The sequence below is a fragment of the Streptomyces xanthii genome, from assembly GCF_014621695.1.
Classification (GTDB): Bacteria; Actinomycetota; Actinomycetes; order Streptomycetales; family Streptomycetaceae; genus Streptomyces; species Streptomyces xanthii.
On sequence record NZ_CP061281.1, the window covers coordinates 5968569 to 5987038 of the forward strand.

22 protein-coding genes are annotated in these 18470 nt (G+C 71.8%); 14 read left to right on the forward strand and 8 right to left on the reverse strand.

Annotated elements, in window-relative coordinates; all coding sequences use genetic code 11:
- Nucleotides 1-14 precede the first annotated feature (14 nt).
- Nucleotides 15-857, reverse strand: a complete 843-nt coding sequence (locus IAG42_RS26870; RefSeq protein ID WP_188339529.1) for a class I SAM-dependent methyltransferase — start codon at nucleotides 855-857, stop codon at nucleotides 15-17.
- Between the two features lie 385 nt (nucleotides 858-1242).
- On the opposite strand from IAG42_RS26870, the gene rpsA reads away from it, so the two are divergent.
- From rpsA to IAG42_RS26895, 5 genes are all read left to right on the forward strand, one after another.
- Complete coding sequence (gene rpsA, locus IAG42_RS26875) at nucleotides 1243-2742, forward strand: 30S ribosomal protein S1 (protein WP_188339530.1); 1500 nt, start codon at nucleotides 1243-1245, stop codon at nucleotides 2740-2742.
- 257 nt (nucleotides 2743-2999) lie between these two features.
- Nucleotides 3000-3938: a PAC2 family protein gene (locus IAG42_RS26880; protein WP_188339531.1), complete on the forward strand. Its 939-nt coding sequence runs from the start codon at nucleotides 3000-3002 to the stop codon at nucleotides 3936-3938.
- A 57-nt stretch (nucleotides 3939-3995) separates the two neighbouring features.
- Entirely contained in the window at nucleotides 3996-4604 is a 609-nt protein-coding gene (gene coaE, locus IAG42_RS26885; RefSeq protein WP_188339532.1) for a dephospho-CoA kinase, read from the forward strand.
- Nucleotides 4601-4990 carry a DUF3592 domain-containing protein gene (locus tag IAG42_RS26890; protein WP_188339533.1) on the forward strand — a complete coding sequence of 130 codons (390 nt, stop codon included), beginning with the start codon at nucleotides 4601-4603 and terminating at the stop codon, nucleotides 4988-4990. The genes coaE and IAG42_RS26890 overlap by 4 nt, the downstream gene beginning before the upstream one ends.
- A gap of 104 nt (nucleotides 4991-5094) precedes the next feature.
- Nucleotides 5095-5457 carry a tetratricopeptide repeat protein gene (locus IAG42_RS26895; protein WP_188339534.1) on the forward strand — a complete coding sequence of 121 codons (363 nt, stop codon included), beginning with the start codon at nucleotides 5095-5097 and terminating at the stop codon, nucleotides 5455-5457.
- A 33-nt stretch (nucleotides 5458-5490) separates the two neighbouring features.
- On the opposite strand, the gene IAG42_RS26900 is transcribed toward IAG42_RS26895, so the two are convergent.
- A complete protein-coding gene (locus IAG42_RS26900) occupies nucleotides 5491-5763 on the reverse strand; it encodes a DUF6343 family protein (protein WP_188339535.1) in 273 nt (90 codons plus the stop codon).
- 107 nt (nucleotides 5764-5870) lie between these two features.
- Here IAG42_RS26900 and IAG42_RS26905 point away from each other — a divergent pair, with 107 nt between their 5' ends.
- Together IAG42_RS26905 and IAG42_RS26910 are read left to right on the forward strand one after the other, a co-directional pair.
- Nucleotides 5871-6560, forward strand: a complete 690-nt coding sequence (locus tag IAG42_RS26905) for a class I SAM-dependent methyltransferase (protein WP_223206176.1) — start codon at nucleotides 5871-5873, stop codon at nucleotides 6558-6560.
- A 127-nt stretch (nucleotides 6561-6687) separates the two neighbouring features.
- Nucleotides 6688-7131 carry a DoxX family protein gene (locus tag IAG42_RS26910; protein WP_188341631.1) on the forward strand — a complete coding sequence of 148 codons (444 nt, stop codon included), beginning with the start codon at nucleotides 6688-6690 and terminating at the stop codon, nucleotides 7129-7131.
- A 6-nt stretch (nucleotides 7132-7137) separates the two neighbouring features.
- Here IAG42_RS26910 and IAG42_RS26915 read toward each other — a convergent pair whose 3' ends face one another.
- The gene (locus IAG42_RS26915; protein WP_188339536.1) at nucleotides 7138-7602 is read right to left on the reverse strand and encodes an RNA-binding S4 domain-containing protein; all 465 of its coding nucleotides are present in this window, start codon (nucleotides 7600-7602) and stop codon (nucleotides 7138-7140) included.
- Nucleotides 7603-7708: 106 nt separating this feature from the next.
- Between IAG42_RS26915 and IAG42_RS26920 the strand changes: the two genes are divergently transcribed.
- Complete coding sequence (locus IAG42_RS26920; RefSeq protein WP_188341632.1) at nucleotides 7709-8491, forward strand: uracil-DNA glycosylase; 783 nt, start codon at nucleotides 7709-7711, stop codon at nucleotides 8489-8491.
- Nucleotides 8492-8500: 9 nt separating this feature from the next.
- A complete protein-coding gene (locus IAG42_RS26925) occupies nucleotides 8501-9733 on the forward strand; it encodes a nitrate/nitrite transporter (RefSeq protein ID WP_188339537.1) in 1233 nt (410 codons plus the stop codon).
- 18 nt (nucleotides 9734-9751) lie between these two features.
- Here the strand turns inward: IAG42_RS26925 and IAG42_RS26930 are convergent, their stop codons facing one another.
- Complete coding sequence (locus IAG42_RS26930) at nucleotides 9752-10198, reverse strand: DUF1772 domain-containing protein (RefSeq protein WP_188339538.1); 447 nt, start codon at nucleotides 10196-10198, stop codon at nucleotides 9752-9754.
- 91 nt (nucleotides 10199-10289) lie between these two features.
- Here IAG42_RS26930 and IAG42_RS26935 point away from each other — a divergent pair, with 91 nt between their 5' ends.
- On the forward strand, nucleotides 10290-10868 hold the full coding sequence (locus IAG42_RS26935; protein WP_188339539.1) for a TetR/AcrR family transcriptional regulator: 579 nt from the start codon (nucleotides 10290-10292) through the stop codon (nucleotides 10866-10868).
- Between the two features lie 77 nt (nucleotides 10869-10945).
- On the opposite strand, the gene IAG42_RS26940 is transcribed toward IAG42_RS26935, so the two are convergent.
- A complete protein-coding gene (locus tag IAG42_RS26940) occupies nucleotides 10946-11602 on the reverse strand; it encodes a GntR family transcriptional regulator (RefSeq protein WP_188339540.1) in 657 nt (218 codons plus the stop codon).
- Between the two features lie 213 nt (nucleotides 11603-11815).
- Between IAG42_RS26940 and IAG42_RS26945 the strand changes: the two genes are divergently transcribed.
- Nucleotides 11816-13300 (forward strand): NCS1 family nucleobase:cation symporter-1, encoded by a 1485-nt coding sequence (locus IAG42_RS26945; RefSeq protein WP_188339541.1) that lies wholly within the window; start codon nucleotides 11816-11818, stop codon nucleotides 13298-13300.
- Between the two features lie 129 nt (nucleotides 13301-13429).
- Entirely contained in the window at nucleotides 13430-14440 is a 1011-nt protein-coding gene (locus IAG42_RS26950; protein ID WP_188339542.1) for a glycoside hydrolase family 6 protein, read from the forward strand.
- Here IAG42_RS26950 and IAG42_RS26955 read toward each other — a convergent pair.
- On the reverse strand, nucleotides 14394-15194 hold the full coding sequence (locus IAG42_RS26955; RefSeq protein WP_188339543.1) for a hypothetical protein: 801 nt from the start codon (nucleotides 15192-15194) through the stop codon (nucleotides 14394-14396). The genes IAG42_RS26950 and IAG42_RS26955 overlap by 47 nt on opposite strands.
- A gap of 105 nt (nucleotides 15195-15299) precedes the next feature.
- Between IAG42_RS26955 and IAG42_RS26960 the strand changes: the two genes are divergently transcribed.
- Nucleotides 15300-16088 carry a nucleotidyltransferase domain-containing protein gene (locus IAG42_RS26960; RefSeq protein ID WP_188339544.1) on the forward strand — a complete coding sequence of 263 codons (789 nt, stop codon included), beginning with the start codon at nucleotides 15300-15302 and terminating at the stop codon, nucleotides 16086-16088.
- Here the strand turns inward: IAG42_RS26960 and IAG42_RS26965 are convergent.
- Together IAG42_RS26965 and IAG42_RS26970 are read right to left on the reverse strand one after the other, a co-directional pair.
- The gene (locus IAG42_RS26965; protein ID WP_188339545.1) at nucleotides 16079-16618 is read right to left on the reverse strand and encodes a 2'-5' RNA ligase family protein; all 540 of its coding nucleotides are present in this window, start codon (nucleotides 16616-16618) and stop codon (nucleotides 16079-16081) included. The two genes, IAG42_RS26960 and IAG42_RS26965, sit on opposite strands and share 10 nt — an antisense overlap.
- 78 nt (nucleotides 16619-16696) lie before the next feature.
- On the reverse strand, nucleotides 16697-17548 hold the full coding sequence (locus IAG42_RS26970; protein ID WP_188339546.1) for a S1 family peptidase: 852 nt from the start codon (nucleotides 17546-17548) through the stop codon (nucleotides 16697-16699).
- Nucleotides 17549-17774: 226 nt separating this feature from the next.
- Between IAG42_RS26970 and IAG42_RS26975 the strand changes: the two genes are divergently transcribed.
- The gene (locus IAG42_RS26975; RefSeq protein WP_188339547.1) at nucleotides 17775-18464 is read left to right on the forward strand and encodes a DUF899 domain-containing protein; all 690 of its coding nucleotides are present in this window, start codon (nucleotides 17775-17777) and stop codon (nucleotides 18462-18464) included.
- Nucleotides 18465-18470: the final 6 nt, after the last annotated feature.

The following is an 18470-nucleotide window of genomic DNA, read 5'->3' on the forward strand; positions in this document are numbered from 1 at the left end:
GTGTCTCGTGCGTTCTAGTCCCGCTCGCACACGAAGATGGCGGTGCCCGGGATCAGGTTCCCGCGCAGCGGCGACCAGCCGCCCCACTCCTGCGTGTTCCACGCGGGCCACTCCGGTTCCACGAGGTCCACGAGCCGGAAGCCGGCCGCGACCACGTCCCGCACCCGGTCACCGACCGTGCGGTGGTGCTCCACATATACGGCGCGCCCCTCCTCGTCCTGCTCCACATAAGGAGTGCGGTCGAAGTACGACGCGGCGACGCTCAGCCCCTCGGGGCCCGGCTCGTCCGGGAACGCCCAGCGGATCGGGTGCGTGACGGAGAAGACGAAGCGGCCGCCCGGCCGCAGCACCCGGCGCACCTCGCGCAGTACCCGGACCGGGTCGGCGACGAAGGGCAGCGCCCCGTACGCGGAGCAGGCCAGGTCGAAGGAGCCGTCCAGGAAGGGGAGCGCCCCCGCGTCCGCCTCGACGAGGGGCACCTTCCCGCCGTCGATGCGCAGGGCGTGCTGCAGCTGGCGGTGCGAGAGGTCGAGGGCCACCGGGCGGGCGCCCTGCGCGGCGAGCCAGCGCGAGCACTGGGCGGCGCCCGCGCCGATCTCCAGGACGTCGCGGCCGGCCAGCTCCTCCGCCGGGCCGAGCAGCTCGGCCTCCACCTCGTCGAGGCCCTCGGGGCCCCACACGAAGCGGTCGTCACCGAGGAAGGTGCCGTGCTCGATCTGGTACTCGTCCGCGTTCCGGTCCCACCAGCCGCGGTTGGCCCGGGAGCTCTCGCCCGTGCCGGCGTCGCGCCGGGTGGCCGTCGAATCCTCGTCCACGGAGGACGCCGGTGCCGCCGGCAGGGACTCGTGCGCTTGCATGCGTCCGGACTCTTGGATGATGGGCTCCCTCGTCGTACTCTTCCGTAACCCCGTCGCCGGGAAGAGGGCGCCGCGAGCGTTCGCTGCGGCCCTCGTAGCCTCGTGCGACAGGATTTCTGCCGGGATTGCGGCGATCCGCCCCTGGTGTGCGCCTTCGCGCATTGACCGTGCCCGGCAGCCCCCGTATGCTACAAGTTGCGCTGCGGGCCTGCGCACCTCAGACATAGCAGGCTGTGCTCGCATCTGTTGCATGTCCCCTCGGTTGTCGAGGCGCCCCCGGTTCCGGGCAGGCGCTTCCTAGGCTGTCCGGCTTCTTCGGTGCGAAACAGGTTCCCGGCGTAGCAGTACCCACCGACTTTCAATGTCCGCCGGAGCCCTTTCCCACATGACGAGCAGCACCGAGACCACCGCCACCACCCCGCAGGTTGCGGTCAACGACATCGGTAACGAGGAAGCTTTCCTCGCCGCCATCGACGAGACGATCAAGTACTTCAACGATGGCGACATCGTCGACGGCGTCATCGTCAAGGTTGACCGGGACGAGGTTCTCCTCGACATCGGTTACAAGACCGAAGGTGTCATCCCGAGCCGCGAGCTCTCGATCAAGCACGACGTCGACCCGAACGAGGTCGTGGCCGTCGGCGACGAGATCGAGGCCCTGGTTCTCCAGAAGGAGGACAAGGAAGGCCGCCTGATCCTCTCGAAGAAGCGCGCTCAGTACGAGCGTGCCTGGGGCACCATCGAGAAGATCAAGGAAGAGGACGGCATCGTCACCGGTACCGTCATCGAGGTCGTCAAGGGTGGTCTCATCCTCGACATCGGCCTCCGCGGCTTCCTCCCGGCCTCCCTGGTCGAGATGCGCCGTGTCCGCGACCTCCAGCCTTACGTGGGCAAGGAGCTCGAGGCGAAGATCATCGAGCTGGACAAGAACCGCAACAACGTGGTCCTGTCCCGCCGTGCCTGGCTGGAGCAGACCCAGTCCGAGGTCCGCCAGACGTTCCTCACGACCCTCCAGAAGGGTCAGGTCCGCTCCGGCGTCGTTTCCTCGATCGTCAACTTCGGTGCCTTCGTGGACCTGGGTGGCGTCGACGGTCTGGTTCACGTCTCCGAGCTCTCCTGGAAGCACATCGACCACCCGTCCGAGGTTGTCGAGGTCGGCCAGGAAGTCACCGTCGAGGTCCTCGACGTCGACATGGACCGCGAGCGTGTCTCCCTGTCGCTGAAGGCGACGCAGGAGGACCCGTGGCAGCAGTTCGCCCGTACCCACCAGATCGGCCAGGTCGTCCCGGGTAAGGTCACGAAGCTGGTTCCGTTCGGTGCGTTCGTCCGCGTGGACGAGGGCATCGAGGGTCTGGTCCACATCTCCGAGCTGGCCGAGCGCCACGTGGAGATCCCGGAGCAGGTCGTCCAGGTCAACGACGAGATCTTCGTCAAGGTCATCGACATCGACCTCGAGCGTCGCCGCATCAGCCTCTCGCTGAAGCAGGCCAACGAGGCCTTCGGCGCCGACCCGTCGGCCGTCGAGTTCGACCCGACCCTGTACGGCATGGCCGCGTCGTACGACGACCAGGGCAACTACATCTACCCCGAGGGCTTCGACCCCGAGACCAACGACTGGCTCGAGGGCTTCGAGACCCAGCGCGAGGCCTGGGAGACCCAGTACGCCGAGGCGCAGCAGCGCTTCGAGCAGCACCAGGCTCAGGTCATCAAGTCCCGCGAGGCCGACGCCCAGGCCGAGGCCGAGGGTGCCGGCGCCGCCGGTGCCGCGCCGGTCGCGTCCGGTGGCGGTTCCTACTCCTCGGAGTCGGACGACAACTCGGGTGCGCTTGCTTCGGACGAGGCGCTCGCCGCGCTGCGTGAGAAGCTGGCGGGTGGCCAGAGCTGAAACGCTCTGCGCTAGCAGCTAGTTGAACAGTGGGCCCGCACCATGTGGTGCGGGCCCACTGTTTTTTGCGCCTCATCAGCGGGGGCTGACCTGTGTGAGTGCGGGTGCCGGCTTCGTCGTGGTTGCTCGCGCAGTTCCCCGCGCCCCTGACGGCGCACTTCGTGCGCCTCAGGGGATCGTCCTCGTGCGGTTCCGGGAATGGATCAGGTGGGGGCGCTTGTTCTTCTGTCTGTCGAGGACGAGGAGGAGCGGTCACTGTGCTTGATCCGCAGGATTTGTATACGTGGGAGCCGGAAGGGCTCGCCGTGGTCGACATGGCGCTCGCCCAGGAGTCGGCAGGCCTCGTCATGCTCTATCACTTCGACGGTTACATCGACGCGGGCGAGACCGGCGACCAGATCGTCGATCGGCTCCTGGACTCGCTGCCGCACCAGGTCGTCGCGCGCTTCGACCACGACCGGCTGGTCGACTACCGGGCCCGCCGCCCGCTGCTGACCTTCCGCCGCGAGCAGTTCACCGACTACGAGGTGCCCTCGCTCGACGTGCGGCTCGTGCAGGACGCCACCGGCGCCCCGTTCCTGCTCCTTTCCGGGCCCGAGCCCGACGTGGAGTGGGAGCGTTTCGCGGCCGCCGTGCAGCAGATAGTGGAGCGCCTCGGCGTCCGGCTCGCGGTGAACTTCCACGGCATCCCGATGGGCGTCCCGCACACCCGCCCCGTCGGCCTGACCCCGCACGGGAACAGGTCGGAGCTGGTCCCCGGCCACCGCAGCCCGTTCGACGAGGCGCAGGTCCCGGGCAGCGCCGAGGCCCTGATCGAGTACCGCCTGATCGAGGCCGGCTTCGACGTCCTCGGCGTCGCCGCGCACGTCCCGCACTACATCGCGCGCTCCGCGTACCCGGACGCCGCGCTCACCGTCCTGGAGGCGATCACCGGCGCGACCGGCCTGGTCCTGCCCGGCGTCGCGCACGGACTGCGCACCGCCGCCCACCGCACCCAGACGGAGATCGACCGCCAGGTGCAGGAGGGCGACGAGGAGCTCGTCTCGCTCGTCCAGGGCCTAGAGCACCAGTACGACGCCGCGGCCGGTGCCGCGTCGCGGGGGAACATGCTGGCCGAGCCGGCCGACATCCCCTCCGCCGACGAGATCGGCCTCGAGTTCGAGCGGTTCCTCGCCGAGCGCGAGGGCGACTCCTGACCGGGTACTCCTGACCGGCCGGTGAGCGGGCGCGGGGTCTGCCCTAAGCTTCCGCTCATGGTGAAGGTGGGGCTGACCGGCGGTATCGGCGCCGGCAAGAGCGAGGTGTCCCGGCTCCTGGTGGAGCGCGGGGCCGTCCTGATCGACGCGGACCGCATCGCACGGGAGGTCGTCGAGCCCGGCACGCCGGGGCTCGCGGCCGTCGTCGAGGCCTTCGGCGAGGAGGTGCTCGCCCCCGACGGCACCCTGGACCGGCCCGCCCTCGGCGCGATCGTCTTCGCCGACGCCGACCGGCTCGCCGTACTGAACAAGATCGTGCACCCGCTGGTCGGGGCCCGCTCCGCCGAACTGGAAGCGGCGGCCGGCACCGACGCGGTCGTCGTCCACGACGTCCCGCTCCTCACCGAGAACGGCCTCGCCCCCTTCTACGACCTGGTCATCGTCGTCGACGCGAGGCCCGAGACCCAGCTCGACCGGCTGACCCGGCTGCGCGGCATGACCGAGGACGACGCGCGCGCCCGGATGGCCGCCCAGGCCACCCGCGAGCAGCGCCGCGAGATCGCCGACCTCGTCATCGACAACGACGGCCCGCGCGAGCGCCTCGTGGAGCAGGTCGACACCGTGTGGGCCGAGCTGGTGCGCCGCGCGCACACCGCGACGGCGTGATCCTGCTTGCCGCGTGCATCGCGATGGGCGGCCTCGTCGCACTGATCGCCGGCGCCTACGGGCTCCAGCGCACCCGGCGGCTGCGCACCGCGGCCAATGTCGCCGAGGCACTGGTCAAGCCGCCCCAGCAGGGCTCCGCGCGGCCGCTGCTGCAGTTCGAGACCGGTGACGGACGCGTCGTCGAGGTCGCTTCGCCCGTCCCGGCCAGCCGACGGCGCCCGCTGCCGCCCGGCGGCGTCGTCAGCGTCGCGTACGACGTCGACGATCCGCGCGAGACCGTGGTGCTCGGCGCCGAGCGGCCCGGTGTCGACCGGGCGTTCATGATCGCCGGCGCTGTGCTCGTGGTCGTCGGGATGGTGCTCGCGGTGGCGCTGAGCGGGCCCTGAGCCGCGCCCGGGGGCCGTCCGCGTGTTCGCGTACGGCGCGGTGGGCAGGAATAGGCCTTACGGTCCGTGGTGTTGACGTGGTCGACACCAGGAGGGAGTTCACCGTGCCCGACGCCACCCCCGAGACGCACGTCATCGACTACCGAGCCGCCGAGCAGCTGCTCGCCGCACGTGACCCCCGGGGCGCGGTGAAGCTTCTGGACGACGTGATCGCGGCCCACCCGGAGAACACGGCGGCCCGCCTGCTGCGGGCCCGCGCCTTCTTCGCCGCGGCCCAACTGCGCGCAGCCGAGCTGGAGTTCTCCATCGTCCTGGAGCGCGAGCCGGACAACGCGTTCGCGCACTTCGCCCTCGCCAGGACCTACGAGCGCTGGCTGCGCCCGCAGCAGGCCCGCCGCCACTTCCGGCTGGCCGCCGCGCTCGACCCGCAGCCCGAGTACCTCGCGGCGGCCCGTTTCGACGACTGACAGCCGCCCCCGGCGCCCCCGGCGCCCCCGTCGTCACGGGGAGCGGTGGTACGGCGGCACGTCGCGCCCGGGCTGGTAGTGCGGCCCCTGGCGGATGTGGCGCACGATCAGGTAGAGGTCGACCGTCGTGATCAGCCACAGGACCCCGCAGGCCAGCGCCCACCACGGACGGTGCGCGATCAGGAACGCGACGGTGCCGAACACGGTCCAGACCAGGCCGAACAGGGCAAGCCCCAGCCGCATGCGCAGCGGGCTGCGGGCCGTGAGCGGCTCGTCACCGGTGCGGGACAGATGCGCGAGATGCATGGTCACTCTCCCCTCGGCCGACGAAGAGGTACCCCTTCCATGGTGCCTCTCCGCGGCGCGGAGCGGGGGAGCGGGAACGGCAGGGGCGGGCGGCTCGTTCCCCGTGCATGGACCTTGAGATGCGCGAGGGGTACGAGGCGACGGGGCCGGGGGCCATCACACCCGACGGATGCGCGGTGGAGCTGTACGCGCGGCTGCCCGTGGAGGACGAGCCGGACGTCATTGCTGCGGCCGTGCCCGCGGGCGCCACGCTCCTGGAGCTGGGCTGCGGGGTGGGCCGGGTGACGCACCCGCTGGTCGAGCGGGGCTTCCGGGTGACCGCGGTGGACGAGTCGCCGCAGATGCTGGAGCGGGTCAAGGGTGCGCGTACGGTGCGCTCCACCATCGAGGGGCTCGACCTGGGCGAGACGTTCGACGTGGTGATGCTCGCGTCGATCCTCGTGCACACGGGGGACGCGGAGGTGCGGCGCGGCATGCTCGCCGCCTGCCGCCGGCACGTCGCCGACGACGGCTGCGTGCTGATCCAGCGCGAGCGGGCGGGCGCGCACGAGAACCTGCCGCGCGAGCTGGTCGTCGACGGCCGCTTCACGATCCGCAAGCTGTACTCGGAGCCGGTCGGTGACGGGGTGCGCGCGGTGAAGGTGGAGTACGTGTTCCCGGACGTGGTGTGGACGCAGACGTACCGCTGCCGACCGCTGACCCCGCAGGAGTTCGAACAGGCGCTGGCGGAGGCCGGGTTGAAGATCGACCGGCTGCTGACGCCGGACGGGTCGTGGGTGCGGGCGATTCCCGTGTGACCGCGGGCGACTCCCGTGGGACCGGGGGAGATTCCTTCGTGATCAGGGGCGGGAACAGCGATGAGTTCCGGTGCCCGGGCGGGTCTGACCCTGCGTAAGAACACCGCACGTCAGTTCCCGAGGAGTCATCGTGTCGAACGCAGCCCCCGCCTCCGTCAACGCCGCCGCGGTCGCCGCCCCGGCCCGCTCCCGCGCCGCCCGGATCGCGCTGCGCACGGTCACCGTGCTGCTCGCCCTGTTCTTCGCCTTCGCGAGCGCCCTGCCCAAGCTCATCGGACACGCCTCGGCCGTCGAGGCCTTCGACAGAATCGGCTGGGGAGCGCCCGGCATGTACGCGATCGGTCTGCTCGAACTGGCCGGGGCGATCGGCCTGTTGGTCCCGGTGCTCTCCGGGGTCACCCCGATCGCCCTGTGCGGCCTGCTGGTCGGCGCCTTCATCACCCAACTGACCGTGTTCGACGGGGAGAACGCGGCGACGCCGCTGATCCTCATGGTGCCGCTCGTCGTCCTGGCGTGGGCGCGCCGCGCGCACGACCGCGAGCTGATCGCGCTGCTGCGACGCGCCTCCTGACCGGCCTCAGGGCCCGTCGTGGCCGCTGTCGTCGTCGGGGCCCGGGCCCTGGCCGAAGATGCCGCGCAGCCGCTCCAGCTCACGCCGGTCCCGCTTGGTGGGCCGGCCCGTGCCCCGGTCGCGCACCCCGACCGGGGCGATCGCCCCGCGCGGGGGAGGCGGCGGCGAGTTGTCCTCGTAGCACTCGACCGCGACGGGCGCACCGACCCGCTTGCGGATCAGCCGCTTGACGATCACCAGGCGTTCGCGGTCCCCGGGCCGGCGCACCCGGACCTCGTCGCCGACGTGCAGGGTGTGAGCGGGCTTCACGCTCGTCCCGTTCACCTTCACATGGCCGCCCTTGCAGGCCGCCGCGCCCGCCGAGCGGGTCTTGACCAGCCGCACGGCCCAGATCCAGCTGTCGACCCGTACACCGGCACCGCCGCCGGGGGTCTCCGGCGTTCCCGAACTCCGCGCATTCTCCGCTGCCATGCCTCGACCTTAGAGCCTCCCCGCGTCGGCGAGCCCCGGTCCCGCCTACGGTGGAGTGATGGACGCGACCGACGGAACGGACGGGGCGGGAGGGGCGGACCGGGCGATGCACGGACCGGACGTGCCGGCCGGACCGGAAGGGCCGGACGGTCTGGACGGGATCGGGCGGCTCGACGCGCGGATCACCGGCTGCCGGGCCTGCCCGCGGCTCGTCGCCTGGCGTGAGGAGGTCGCCCGCACCAAGCGCGCCGCCTTCGCCGACCAGGCGTACTGGGGCCGGCCCGTGCCCGGCTTCGGCCCGCACGACGCGTCCCTGCTGATCGTCGGCCTCGCCCCGGCCGCGCACGGCGCCAACCGCACCGGCCGCATGTTCACCGGCGACCGCTCCGGCGAGGTCCTCTTCCGCGCCCTGTACGACCTCGGGCTCGCCTCACGGCCCGACGCCGTCGCCGCCGACGACGGCCTGACCCTGCACGGCGTACGCCTCACCTCGCCCGTGCGCTGCGCCCCGCCCGCCAACAAGCCCACCCCGGCCGAGCGCGACACCTGCCGCCCCTGGCTCGTCACCGAGCTCGAACTGCTGCGGCCCACGCTGCGCTCCGTCGTCGTCCTCGGCGCCTTCGGCTGGCAGGCGACCCTCCCGGCGCTCACCGCGGCGGGCCTGAGCGTGCCGCGCCCCCGCCCCGTCTTCTCCCACGGCACCCGCGTCGCCCTCGCCGACGGACCCGCCCTCTACGGCTGCTTCCACGTCAGCCAGCGCAACACCTTCACCGGCCGGCTCACCCCCGCCATGCTGCGGGCCGTGCTGCACGCGGCGGCCACGGAGGCGGGCCTGCCCGTTCGCCCGAACGGAGCAGCAGATCAGGAGGGCGGGGAGGCCGATTCCTAGCGTGAAGGGGTGACGACATCCTCCGCGCGCACGACGCGATCGCAGGCCGGGGCACCGGCCGCGAGCGGACCCTCGGCGGCCGCCTACCGCAACCTCATCGTGGCCACCGTGGGCTTCGCGCTCACCTTCTGGGCCTGGAACCTGATCGCGCCGCTCGCCGGTGTCTTCGGGTCGGACCTGAACCTCAGCTCGTTCGCCCAGTCCTTCCTCGTCGCGGTGCCCGTGCTCGTGGGCTCGCTCGGACGCATCCCGGTCGGCGCCCTCACCGACCGCTACGGCGCCAAGCTGCTGTTCCCGCTGATCTCCGCGCTCACCATCGTCCCGGTGCTCCTCGTCATCCCGGCCCGGCACAACTTCGGCGCGATGCTCGCCGTGGGCTTCCTGCTCGGCCTCGGCGGCACCACCTTCGCCATCGGCATCCCGCTGGTGAACTCCTGGTTCCCGCCCGCGCACCGGGGCCTCGCGCTCGGCGTCTTCGGCATGGGCATGGGCGGCGTCGCCCTGTCCGGCTACTTCACGCCGCGCATCGCCAAGCACGGCGAGAACCTGCCGTTCCTGGTCGTCGCCATCGCTCTGGCCGTCTACGCGGTGATCGCCGCCCTGCTGATCACCGACCACCCGGACCGCCCGATCCCGTCGACCTCGCTGGGCACCCGGCTCGGCAAGGCCGGAAAGCTGCGGGTCACCTGGGAGCTGTCCGCCCTCTACGCGATCGGCTTCGGCGGAATCGTCGCCTTCGGCGTCTACCTGCCCACCTACCTGAAGACCTGGTACGAGCTCAGCCCCACCGAGGCGGGCACCAAGGCGGCCGGATTCGCGCTGGTCACGGTCGTCTTCCGGCCGATCGGCGGCTGGCTCTCGGACCGGATCCACCCGGCCGTGGTCACCGCGTGGGCGCTCGCCGTCGTCGCCCTGTTCGCCATCATGCAGGCCTTCGACCCGGCCCTGAACCCCATGGGCACCGTCTGCTTCATGCTGATGGCGGCCGGTCTCGGCACCGCGAGCGGCAGCGTGTTCGCCCTCGTCTCGCAGGTCACCCCGCAGCCCCAGGTCGGCTCGGTCACCGGCATCGTCGGAGCGATGGGAGGCCTCGGCGGCTTCGTCCCGCCGCTCGTCATGGGCGCCATCTACAGCGCCAAGGACTCGTACAGCATCGGATTCATGCTCCTGTCCGACCTGGCGCTCGCCGGCTGCGTGTACGCGTACGGGCGCATGCGGACGGCGTCCGCCGAGACGCCCTAGCGGCTCCTCGCGCCCCTCTCAGACGAGGGCGGTGACGAGGAGGGTGAAGGCGGCGACGATGACGGCGACGCGGACGTAGTGGTAGCGGTCCCAGCGGTTCATCTGCTCCTTCCAGTCCGCGGGGCGGGTCTCGGGGGTCCACTTCTTGCCCTGGTTGTTGATCGGGACGAGGAGGAGGATCGACATGATCACGCTGACGATCAGGAGGGCGGCGCCGGCGGCCACCAGGCCGGTGCCCTCGTGGTGGCGTCCCGCGACGGCCCAGATGGCGCAGAGGACGACGGAGCCGATGTACCAGAAGGGCATCAGGGCGCCGAGCATGCGGCCGCCGTGGGAGCGGGCCATCTGGTCGCTGTCGTCGGGAAGGGCGTCGAAGATGCGGTTCATGACGAAGGCGACGGAGAACTCCACCCCGACCATCAGGCCGACGGCCACGACGGTGACGACCTCGAGTACGGCGAGCATGTTGACCCCTCCAACTTTCTAGCGCTGCTAGCTGATGAGGCAACGCTAGACCTAATGTCGCTCGGTTGTCTAGCGGTGCTAGGATCGCGTCATGTCGGTACAGGAGCGCAAGCAGCGCGAACGGGCGGACCGTGAACGCCTCATCGTGGACACCGCCCGCGAACTCGCCGAGCAGCAGGGCTGGGACGCCGTCACCACCCGCCGGCTCGCCGAGGCCATCGAATACAGCCAGCCCGTCCTCTACAGCCACTTCCGCGGCAAACGCGAGATCATCGGCGCCGTCGCCCTCCAGGGAGCCGCCGAGCTGGCGGTCGCCGTGCGGGCGGCGACCGCCGCCGCGGACGGTCCGCGCGAGCGCGTCACCGCCCTTGCCCGCACCTATCTCGACTTCGCCGCACGCAACCCGGCGGTCTACGACGCCCTGTTCCAGCTCGACGGCGGCCTCCCGTACGCGCGGGAGGACACCCCGGAACCCCTGAAGGACGCCTTCGCCGCCCTCATGGAGACCCTCGGCGAGGTCGCGGGGGAGGGGGTGCACCCGGGGCTGTTCACCGAGGTGTTCTGGGCGGCCCTGCACGGCCAGGCGACCCTGACCCGGGCCGGCCGTCTCCCCGCCGCGGACGTCGAGCGCCGGGCCCAGCTCGTCGTGGACCGGCTCGCCGTCCTCTGAGTCGTGCCGTACGCGTCCTCGTACGCGTCCTCGTGCGCGTCCTTGTGCGTGCCCTCGCGCGTGCTCCCGTACGCGCCCTAGTCGTCCGCGGCGTCGTCGAACAGGTGGCGGACCGTGGAGCGGTGATTCGTGCGGACGTGGGCCAGGGCGACCGCTCTGGCCCGCTCCGCGTCCCCGGCGGCCACCGCCGCGTACAGCTCCCGGTGTTCGGCGAGCTGCTGGGCCCACTCCTCGTTGCGCCGGGTCAGCCAGCGCAGCCGGCCGCCGACCGGCTGCATCACGTCGGTCAGCAGACTGTTGCCCGCCGCCGCCAACAGGGCGTCGTGGAAGCGGGAGTTGACGTCCGTGAGGGTGTCCGCGTCGTCCCGCTCGGTGGCCCGCGCGGCCACGTCGAGCAGGTCCGCGAGCCGGTCCAGTCCGTCCCGGCCCGCCCGCTGCGCGGCGAGCCCGGCCGCGTGCACCTCCAACACCTCGCGCAGTTCGTAGAGTTCGGTCACGTCGGTGCGGGTCAGCGTGCGCACGACGGCCCGGCGCGGCGTCTCGAACGTCACGAAGCCCTCCGTCACGAGCGCCCTGATCGCCTCTCGCACCGGCACCCGTGAGACCCCGAAGCGCTCCGCGAGCTCCCGCTCGACCAGCCGCTCGCCGGGGCGTGACCGTCCGCCGATGATGTCCTGCCGCAGGGTCGCGAGCACGTGCTCGCGCACCGCCCCCAGGGGTTCCGCCGTCGCCATGCGCCCATCTTCCCCGATCGCCCGCGGGGGCCGGGGCCGTGGTTTTACCGAGCCGTAACCGTAGGGACGTTGCCGGGCGCCGCTCGGAGCGGGACGATGACGCCGCTTTGGTATACCAAACCCCTTTCGCTGCGCGTCACAGCACTCTCCGCTCGTCACAGCACACCGCTCGTCACAGCACGCTGCTCGTCACAGCACTCTGGGAGGTACCCCATGCCCGTGGCCGAACCCACGCCCACGCAGGCCGCCGCCTTCACTCCCGACCCGCGCCTGGTCAACGAGGACCTCGCGCCCGCCGCGGAGCGCAAATGGAAGGTCTACGACCTCTTCGCCCTGTGGATGTCCGACGTCCACAACCTCGGCAACTACACCTTCGCGGCAGGCCTGTTGGTCCTCGGCCTCAACGCCTGGCAGGTCTTCAGCGCGCTGCTCATCGGCTTCGTCCTCATCTACGCCGGCTGCAACGCGATGGGCCGTATCGGTCAGCGGCACGGCGTCCCGTTCCCCGTCGTCAGCCGCATCAGCTTCGGCGTCTGGGGCGCGAACATCCCCGCTCTGATCAGGGCCGTCATCGCCATCATGTGGTACGGAATCCAGACCTATCTGGCCTCCGTCGCCGTCAACGTGATGGTGCTCGCCGCCTTCCCCGGGATGAAGTCCTGGACCGAGCACTCCTTCCTCGGCCTGCACGCCCTGGGCTGGGCGTCCTTCCTCGCGCTGTGGCTCGTGCAGTCGCTGATCATCACGCGCGGCATGGAGTCCGTCCGCAAGTTCCAGGACTTCTGCGGACCCGCGATCTGGATCGTGATGCTCGCGCTCGCCGTCTGGATCTGGGCCAAAGCCGGCTGGACCATCTCGCTGACCACCACCCCGCACCCCGTCTCCTCCGGCGAGCAGTTCCGCCAGTGGTTCGGCGCGATCGGCCTGATCCTCGCCACGTACGGCACGCTGATGCTCAACTTCTGCGACTTCTCCCGCTTCGCGCCCGACTACAGGACCGTGCGGCGCGGCAACTTCTGGGGCCTGCCCATCAACTCCACGGCGTTCGTGGTCCTTTCCGTCGTCGTCACCGCGGGCAGCGTCGAGGTCTTCGGCGAGGCGATCACCGACCCGGCGCTCCTCGTCGCCCGCATCGGCAACACCTGGGTCCTCGTCTTCGGCGCGCTGACCTTCGCCGTCGCCACCATGGGCGTCAACATCGTCGCCAACTTCGTCTCGCCCGCCTACGACCTGGCGAACGTCTGGCCGCAGAAGATCAGCTTCAAGGTCGGCGGCGCGATCTCGACGGTCCTCGCCCTCGTCGTCACGCCGTGGAACCTCTACTCCAACCCGACCGTCGTGAACTACTTCCTCGGCGGCCTCGGGGCCTTCCTCGGCCCGCTGTTCGGCATCATCATGCTCGACTACTTCTGGGTGAAGCGCGGCCGCATCGACGACCGCGCCCTCTTCGACGCGACGCCCGGCTCCCGCTACCACTACCGCGGCGGCGTCAACCCGAAGGCCCTGGCCGCCTTCGTCCCCTCCGCCGGCCTCGCCGTGGTCCTCGCCCTCGTCCCGTACTTCGACTCGGTCGCCGCGTACTCCTGGTTCATCGGCACTGCCGTCTCGGCGCTCCTCTACGGGTTGATCTGCCGCGCGGAGCGAGCGGAGTCGGCGTCGGCGGAGCCGGTGGACCCGGCGGACGCGGTCGAGGTCTGAACTCGCAGGCTCGCAGGCTCGCCGGAGCGGCCCCCGGCCGCAGTGACGCGCGCCGCCGAACGGGTGCACCTTTCTGCGCCGGGGCCCTCGGGACACCCGGCGCGGGCGGGGTCCGAGCATCATCCGGCCATGGCCAAGTCCTCGCGCCCGGTACTGGGCGTTCTGCTGGCGGCGCTGCTGAGTCTCGCCCCGGCCGCGGCCGGGCACGGGGCCCGGGCCGGTGCCGTCTTCTGGGTCGACCCGGACAGCGCGGCGGCCCGCCAGGCCGCCGCGTACCGTGCCCAGGACCGCACCGCCGACGCCGAACTCGTCGACCGCATCGCCGGCCGCCCCCAGGCGGTCTGGCTGGGCGGGACCGATCCCGGCCCCACCGCCCGCGCCGTCACCGAGGCGGCCGCCCGCGCGGGCCGCACCGCCGTCCTGGTCGCCTACCACATCCCGCACCGCGACTGCGGTTCCTACTCCGCGGGCGGCGCCCCCGACGCCGCCGCCTACCGCGCCTACATCGACTCCCTCGCCTCCGGCCTCGGCAGCGGCGGCGCCTACGTCGTCGTGGAGCCCGACGCCGTCGCCTCGGCCGTCGCCGGCTGCCCCGGCGCCGACACCGAGGAGCGCTACGCCCTCCTGTCCTACGCGGTCCAGCGCCTCGCCGCCCGCCCCGGCACCCGCGTCTACCTCGACGCCGGCAACGCGGGCTGGATCCCCGACCCCGCCCGCCTGGTCGACCCCCTGCGCCGCTCGGGCGTCGCCGCGGCCACCGGCATCGCCCTGAACGTCGCCAACTACCGCACGAACGCCGAGACGTCCGCCTACGGCCACCGGCTCCTCGCCGCGCTCGGCGGCACCCCGCACTTCGTCATCGACAGCAGCCGCAACGGCAACGGCCCCTACGAAGGCACCGACGCCTGGTGCAACCCGCCCGGCCGCGCCCTCGGCACCCCGCCCACCACCGGGACGGCGGACCCCGCCCTCGACGCCTACCTCTGGATCAAGCGGCCCGGCGAGTCCGACGGGACCTGCCGCGGCGGGCCCCCGGCGGGCCAGTGGTGGGAGAGCGGCGCGCTGGAACTGGCCCGCAACAGCACGCCCCGGCTCACGGGCGCGCCGGCCCCTGGCGGTTCAGTGCCCCGCGCAGCGTGATGCCGAAGTGCGTGCGCAGCCGTCTCAGCTCCCACCAGGACAGGGCCGTCACCGACAGCGGGGGGCCGACCAGGAACAGGATCCGTACCGGCAGCGGCGCGGCGACCGGCGCGTCGTCGAGCACCTGCACGCCGAACATGGCCCACACCAGCAGCGGGGACAGCAGCGGCGGCAGCACCTCGTGCACGTCGGCGGTGCGGAACGCGTGGTGGACGCAGAGCACGCACGCGGTGAGCGCGAACGGCAGAGCGAACAGGACGAGCGGCAGCCCGGCGATCAGGAACACGTAGTACAGCGGCCCGTCCAGCGCCACGCCCCCGTTCGTCAACGAGGGCAGCGCCAGGGCGAGTACGGCCGCGAGCAGTGCCGCGAAGCCGCGCAGCGGACCGCTCAGCCGTCGCAGGTACACGCCCCTCAGCGGCGGACGCGCGGCGGCCACGAACACCGCGAGCGCCAGTGGCCCCGCCACCACGAGGACCCCCGTGCTCAGCAGCGTCTCCGCGAACTTGTCCATCGCGAACGAACCGACCGACTGGCGCATCGGGTACGCGTACACGAGCCAGAGCGTCGCCACGATCCCGATGGCCGTGCGGGCGATCTGGGCCGATTCGATGGCACCGTCGGTCACCCGGTCCGGGCGGGCCGGCCGGAAGACGCGGCCCGCGAGGACGAACGGCGCCGCCAGACACCCGGGCCGCCGCCCGGACCGCGCGGCGGGGTGCCGGGCACTCGGCCCGCGCAAGGTCGAACTCATGGCTGCGCATCCCCCGTGGATGTGGATCATGTGTGGAACTGCGGCCACCGTACAGCGGGGTACTGACAACCGACCGGCGGCGAACTCCCGCTACGGTGCTGTCCCATGGACCCCGAGACCACCGAGAGCGCCCTCGACCAGGACGCCGCCTTCCTCGACTCCCTCGCCGACCGCCTCGCCGCCCTGCCGCACGTCCACGCCGTCGCGCTCGGCGGATCGCGGGCCCAGGGCACGCACAAGGAGTCCAGCGACTGGGACCTCGCCGTGTACTACCGGGGCCCCTTCGACCCGCAGGACCTGAGGGACCTCGGCTGGGAGGGCGAGGCATCCGAGATCGGCGGCTGGGGCGGCGGCGTGTTCAACGGCGGCGCCTGGCTCGTCGTCGACGGGCGGCGGGTCGACGTGCACTACCGCGACCTCGACGAGGTCGAGCACGAGGTGAAGGAGGCCGAGGCGGGCCGGTTCCGCTGGGAGCCGCTCATGTTCCACCTCGCCGGCATCCCCAGCTACCTCGTCGTCGCCGAACTCGCCCTCAACCGTGTCCTGCGCGGCACGGTTCCCGCGGTCGACCGGTATCCGGCGGCGCTGCGCGAGGCCGCCGCCGGGGAATGGTGGGGCAAGGCCGCCATGACACTCGCGTACGCGCGCGCGGGGAACGTGCCGAACGGCGGCCGCGCCGAGGTCCTCGGCGCCGTGAGCGTCGCCGCGATGCAGGCCGCGCACGCCGTGCTCGCCGCGCGCGGGGAATGGGTCACCAACGAGAAGCGGCTGCTGGCCCGCGCCGGACTGCGGGGCATCGACGACGTCCTCGCCGAGCCCGACCCGGGCCGACTCGTCGACCGGGCACAGGAGTTGCTGGAGGGTGTCGTGCGCGCGGTACGCGGTCAGGGCTGAGCGCCGCCGAGCCGGTACGCGCGGACGTCCCGCCAGCCGGTCCCGGGGCCGTCCGTCACGATCAGCCGGACCTCCTCGACCCGGGTCCGGACGGGCAGGGCCGCGGTGAAGTCGCGAGCGGGCAGCGCGTCCGTACCGTCTCCGCTCGCCAGCGTGAGATGCGGGTCGAGGCCCTCGTGCCCGAAGACACCGCGATAGGGGACGGCCTCCGGCCACAGATCGCGGACCGCCTTCGTCAGGGCGCGCAGCGGATCGTCCGGTTCCGGCGGCAGGTACAGGACGCCCGGCCAGCGGCGCGTCTCGCGGAAGGTCAGGGTGAAGGGGCGCACGGAGGCGAAGAGGGCGGCCAGTCGCGCGTCCGGCGCGCCGGTGAGGCGGGGGAGCGGCAGGAACGGGTAGAGCACCGTGACGTGCGCCCGGGACGGGGTGCGCACCAGCGCGTCCGCCTCCGGGACGTGGATCGTCAGGGCGGTGTCGCCCGCGACGTCCGGCCATCCGCCGTCGTCCGGTTCCGTGTCGTCCCTGGTCACGCGCCCAGTGTCACACCGGTGCCGGAGACCCGTCCCCGCGCCCCCTGTGGGGCGGGGCGCGAGGACGGGCCGGTCAGGTCACGGCTTGGGCAGGGCGCAGCCCGGAGCCGACAGGTCGATCTTGTTGCCCGTGCCGACGCAGGGCACGATCCCGTACGTCTGCTGGGCGTAGTTGATGCCCTGGCGCACGGTCACCTGGCCGTTCTCGTCCACCTCGCACGGGTTGTTGTCCGTGCACTCCTCACCGCTCTCGTTGCCGGTGTTGTTGACCGCGACGACCTTGCCGGTCGCCTGGTCGAGCACCGGGGAGCCGGAGGTGCCGCCGATCGTGTCGCAGGCCGAGGTGTAGCGGACCGAGTCCTTCCAGGTCCATTCGCCCTCCTTGAGCCGGTAGGCGAAGCCGTCGATCGAGCAGTTGTAGATCTTCTTCCAGTAGCCCGAGACGACGCTGATCGCCGTGCCCTGGGTGGGGTGGTCCGCGGACAGCTCCAGGGCCTTGATGCCGTAGGAGCTCTCTATCTGCTGGTAGGTGCTGGTGAGTTCGTACAGCGAGACGTCCGTGTCGGTCATCGTCCCGTACGCGACCTTGCTCGCGCGCAGCGTCGCGACCTTGCTGCCCGACGAGTTGAGCAGGCTGAAGCTGCGGGTCGAGGGCTGGTCGACGACGACCTCGCCAGGGCCGGGGAAACCGGACTCCAGGCAGTGGCCGTTGGACATCACCAGGGCCGGGTCGGTCGGCTGCGAGTTCGGCACCCGCACGACCGAGCCGGAACAGTTGCTGAGCGCCACCGTGCCGGCGAAGCTGACGGCCCTGGGCTTGACCTTCGCCGTGTGCTGGGACGTTGCGGTGTCGCCGAGGGCCGTGGCCGGGGCGGCGGTCGCGCCCAGCAGGAGCACGCCGAAGAGCGCGCCGACGAGAGACTTCTTCATAGTGGGGGGTTCCTCTCCCGAGGTGAGAGTGGTGCACCGAGCGCCATGTTTGGCATGAGCATTGTGATGGTGTCGGGCTCAGCGGACAACAGTGCACCCTCAGCGAACATTCGGGGAACCCCCGAGAACCCCACGAGAATTGACGGAAAAAAACTTCGGCGGCAGCGATGAGTTCCGCGCACACCCCCGGTCACACCTCCCAGAGACCCCGATCCGAGGAGGAACCATGGGGCTGCCGAAGGTGGTCACGCACGAGGAGTGGCGCGCCGCCCGCGAGGAACTGCTCGCACTGGAGAAGGCGGCGACCCGGGCGCGCGACGCACTGAACGCGCGACGGCGCGAGCTGCCCATGGTCGAGATCGACAAGCTGTACGTCTTCGAGGGGCCGGACGGCAAGGCCGAGCTGCTCGACCTGTTCGAGGGCCGGACCCAACTCGTCGTCTACCACTTCATGTTCGCGCCCGAGTGGGAGGCCGGCTGCCCCAGCTGCTCCGGATTCCTCGACCAGATCGGGCACCTGGCGCACCTGCGGGCCCGCGGCACCGCCTTCGCGGCCGTCTCCCGCGCCCCGTTCACCAAGATCCTGCCGTTCAAGGCCCGCATGGGCTGGACGGTGCCCTGGTACTCCTCGAACCTCAGCGACTTCAACCAGGACTTCGGCACCACCGTGGAGGTCGGCGGCTGCCTCCAGGAGCGCCCCGCGATCAGCTGCTTCCTGCGCGACGGCGAGCGGGTCTTCCACACGTACTCGACGTTCGACCGCGGCCTTGACGGCATCGGTTTCACCACGAACCTGCTGGACCTCACCGCACTCGGGCGGCAGGAGGAGTGGGAGCTGCCCGCGGGGCGGTCCTCGGCGCTCGGCGCCCCCGCGGGCAGCGCGGCGGTGCGCTACCACGACGAGTACGTCGACTGACGCCCG

Coding starts and splice junctions, on each gene's coding strand:
- IAG42_RS26935 (WP_188339539.1), top strand. CDS start 10,290: ATGTCGGTACAGGAGCGCAAGCAGCGCGAACGGGCGGACCGTGAACGC.
- IAG42_RS26975 (WP_188339547.1), top strand. CDS start 17,775: ATGGGGCTGCCGAAGGTGGTCACGCACGAGGAGTGGCGCGCCGCCCGC.
- IAG42_RS26905 (WP_223206176.1), top strand. CDS start 5,871: ATGGACCTTGAGATGCGCGAGGGGTACGAGGCGACGGGGCCGGGGGCC.
- IAG42_RS26955 (WP_188339543.1), bottom strand. CDS start 15,194: ATGAGTTCGACCTTGCGCGGGCCGAGTGCCCGGCACCCCGCCGCGCGG.
- IAG42_RS26930 (WP_188339538.1), bottom strand. CDS start 10,198: ATGCTCGCCGTACTCGAGGTCGTCACCGTCGTGGCCGTCGGCCTGATG.
- rpsA (WP_188339530.1), top strand. CDS start 1,243: ATGACGAGCAGCACCGAGACCACCGCCACCACCCCGCAGGTTGCGGTC.
- IAG42_RS26945 (WP_188339541.1), top strand. CDS start 11,816: ATGCCCGTGGCCGAACCCACGCCCACGCAGGCCGCCGCCTTCACTCCC.
- IAG42_RS26870 (WP_188339529.1), bottom strand. CDS start 857: ATGCAAGCGCACGAGTCCCTGCCGGCGGCACCGGCGTCCTCCGTGGAC.
- IAG42_RS26915 (WP_188339536.1), bottom strand. CDS start 7,602: ATGGCAGCGGAGAATGCGCGGAGTTCGGGAACGCCGGAGACCCCCGGC.
- coaE (WP_188339532.1), top strand. CDS start 3,996: ATGGTGAAGGTGGGGCTGACCGGCGGTATCGGCGCCGGCAAGAGCGAG.
- IAG42_RS26920 (WP_188341632.1), top strand. CDS start 7,709: ATGCACGGACCGGACGTGCCGGCCGGACCGGAAGGGCCGGACGGTCTG.
- IAG42_RS26970 (WP_188339546.1), bottom strand. CDS start 17,548: ATGAAGAAGTCTCTCGTCGGCGCGCTCTTCGGCGTGCTCCTGCTGGGC.
- IAG42_RS26950 (WP_188339542.1), top strand. CDS start 13,430: ATGGCCAAGTCCTCGCGCCCGGTACTGGGCGTTCTGCTGGCGGCGCTG.
- IAG42_RS26900 (WP_188339535.1), bottom strand. CDS start 5,763: ATGCATCTCGCGCATCTGTCCCGCACCGGTGACGAGCCGCTCACGGCC.
- IAG42_RS26940 (WP_188339540.1), bottom strand. CDS start 11,602: ATGGCGACGGCGGAACCCCTGGGGGCGGTGCGCGAGCACGTGCTCGCG.
- IAG42_RS26960 (WP_188339544.1), top strand. CDS start 15,300: ATGGACCCCGAGACCACCGAGAGCGCCCTCGACCAGGACGCCGCCTTC.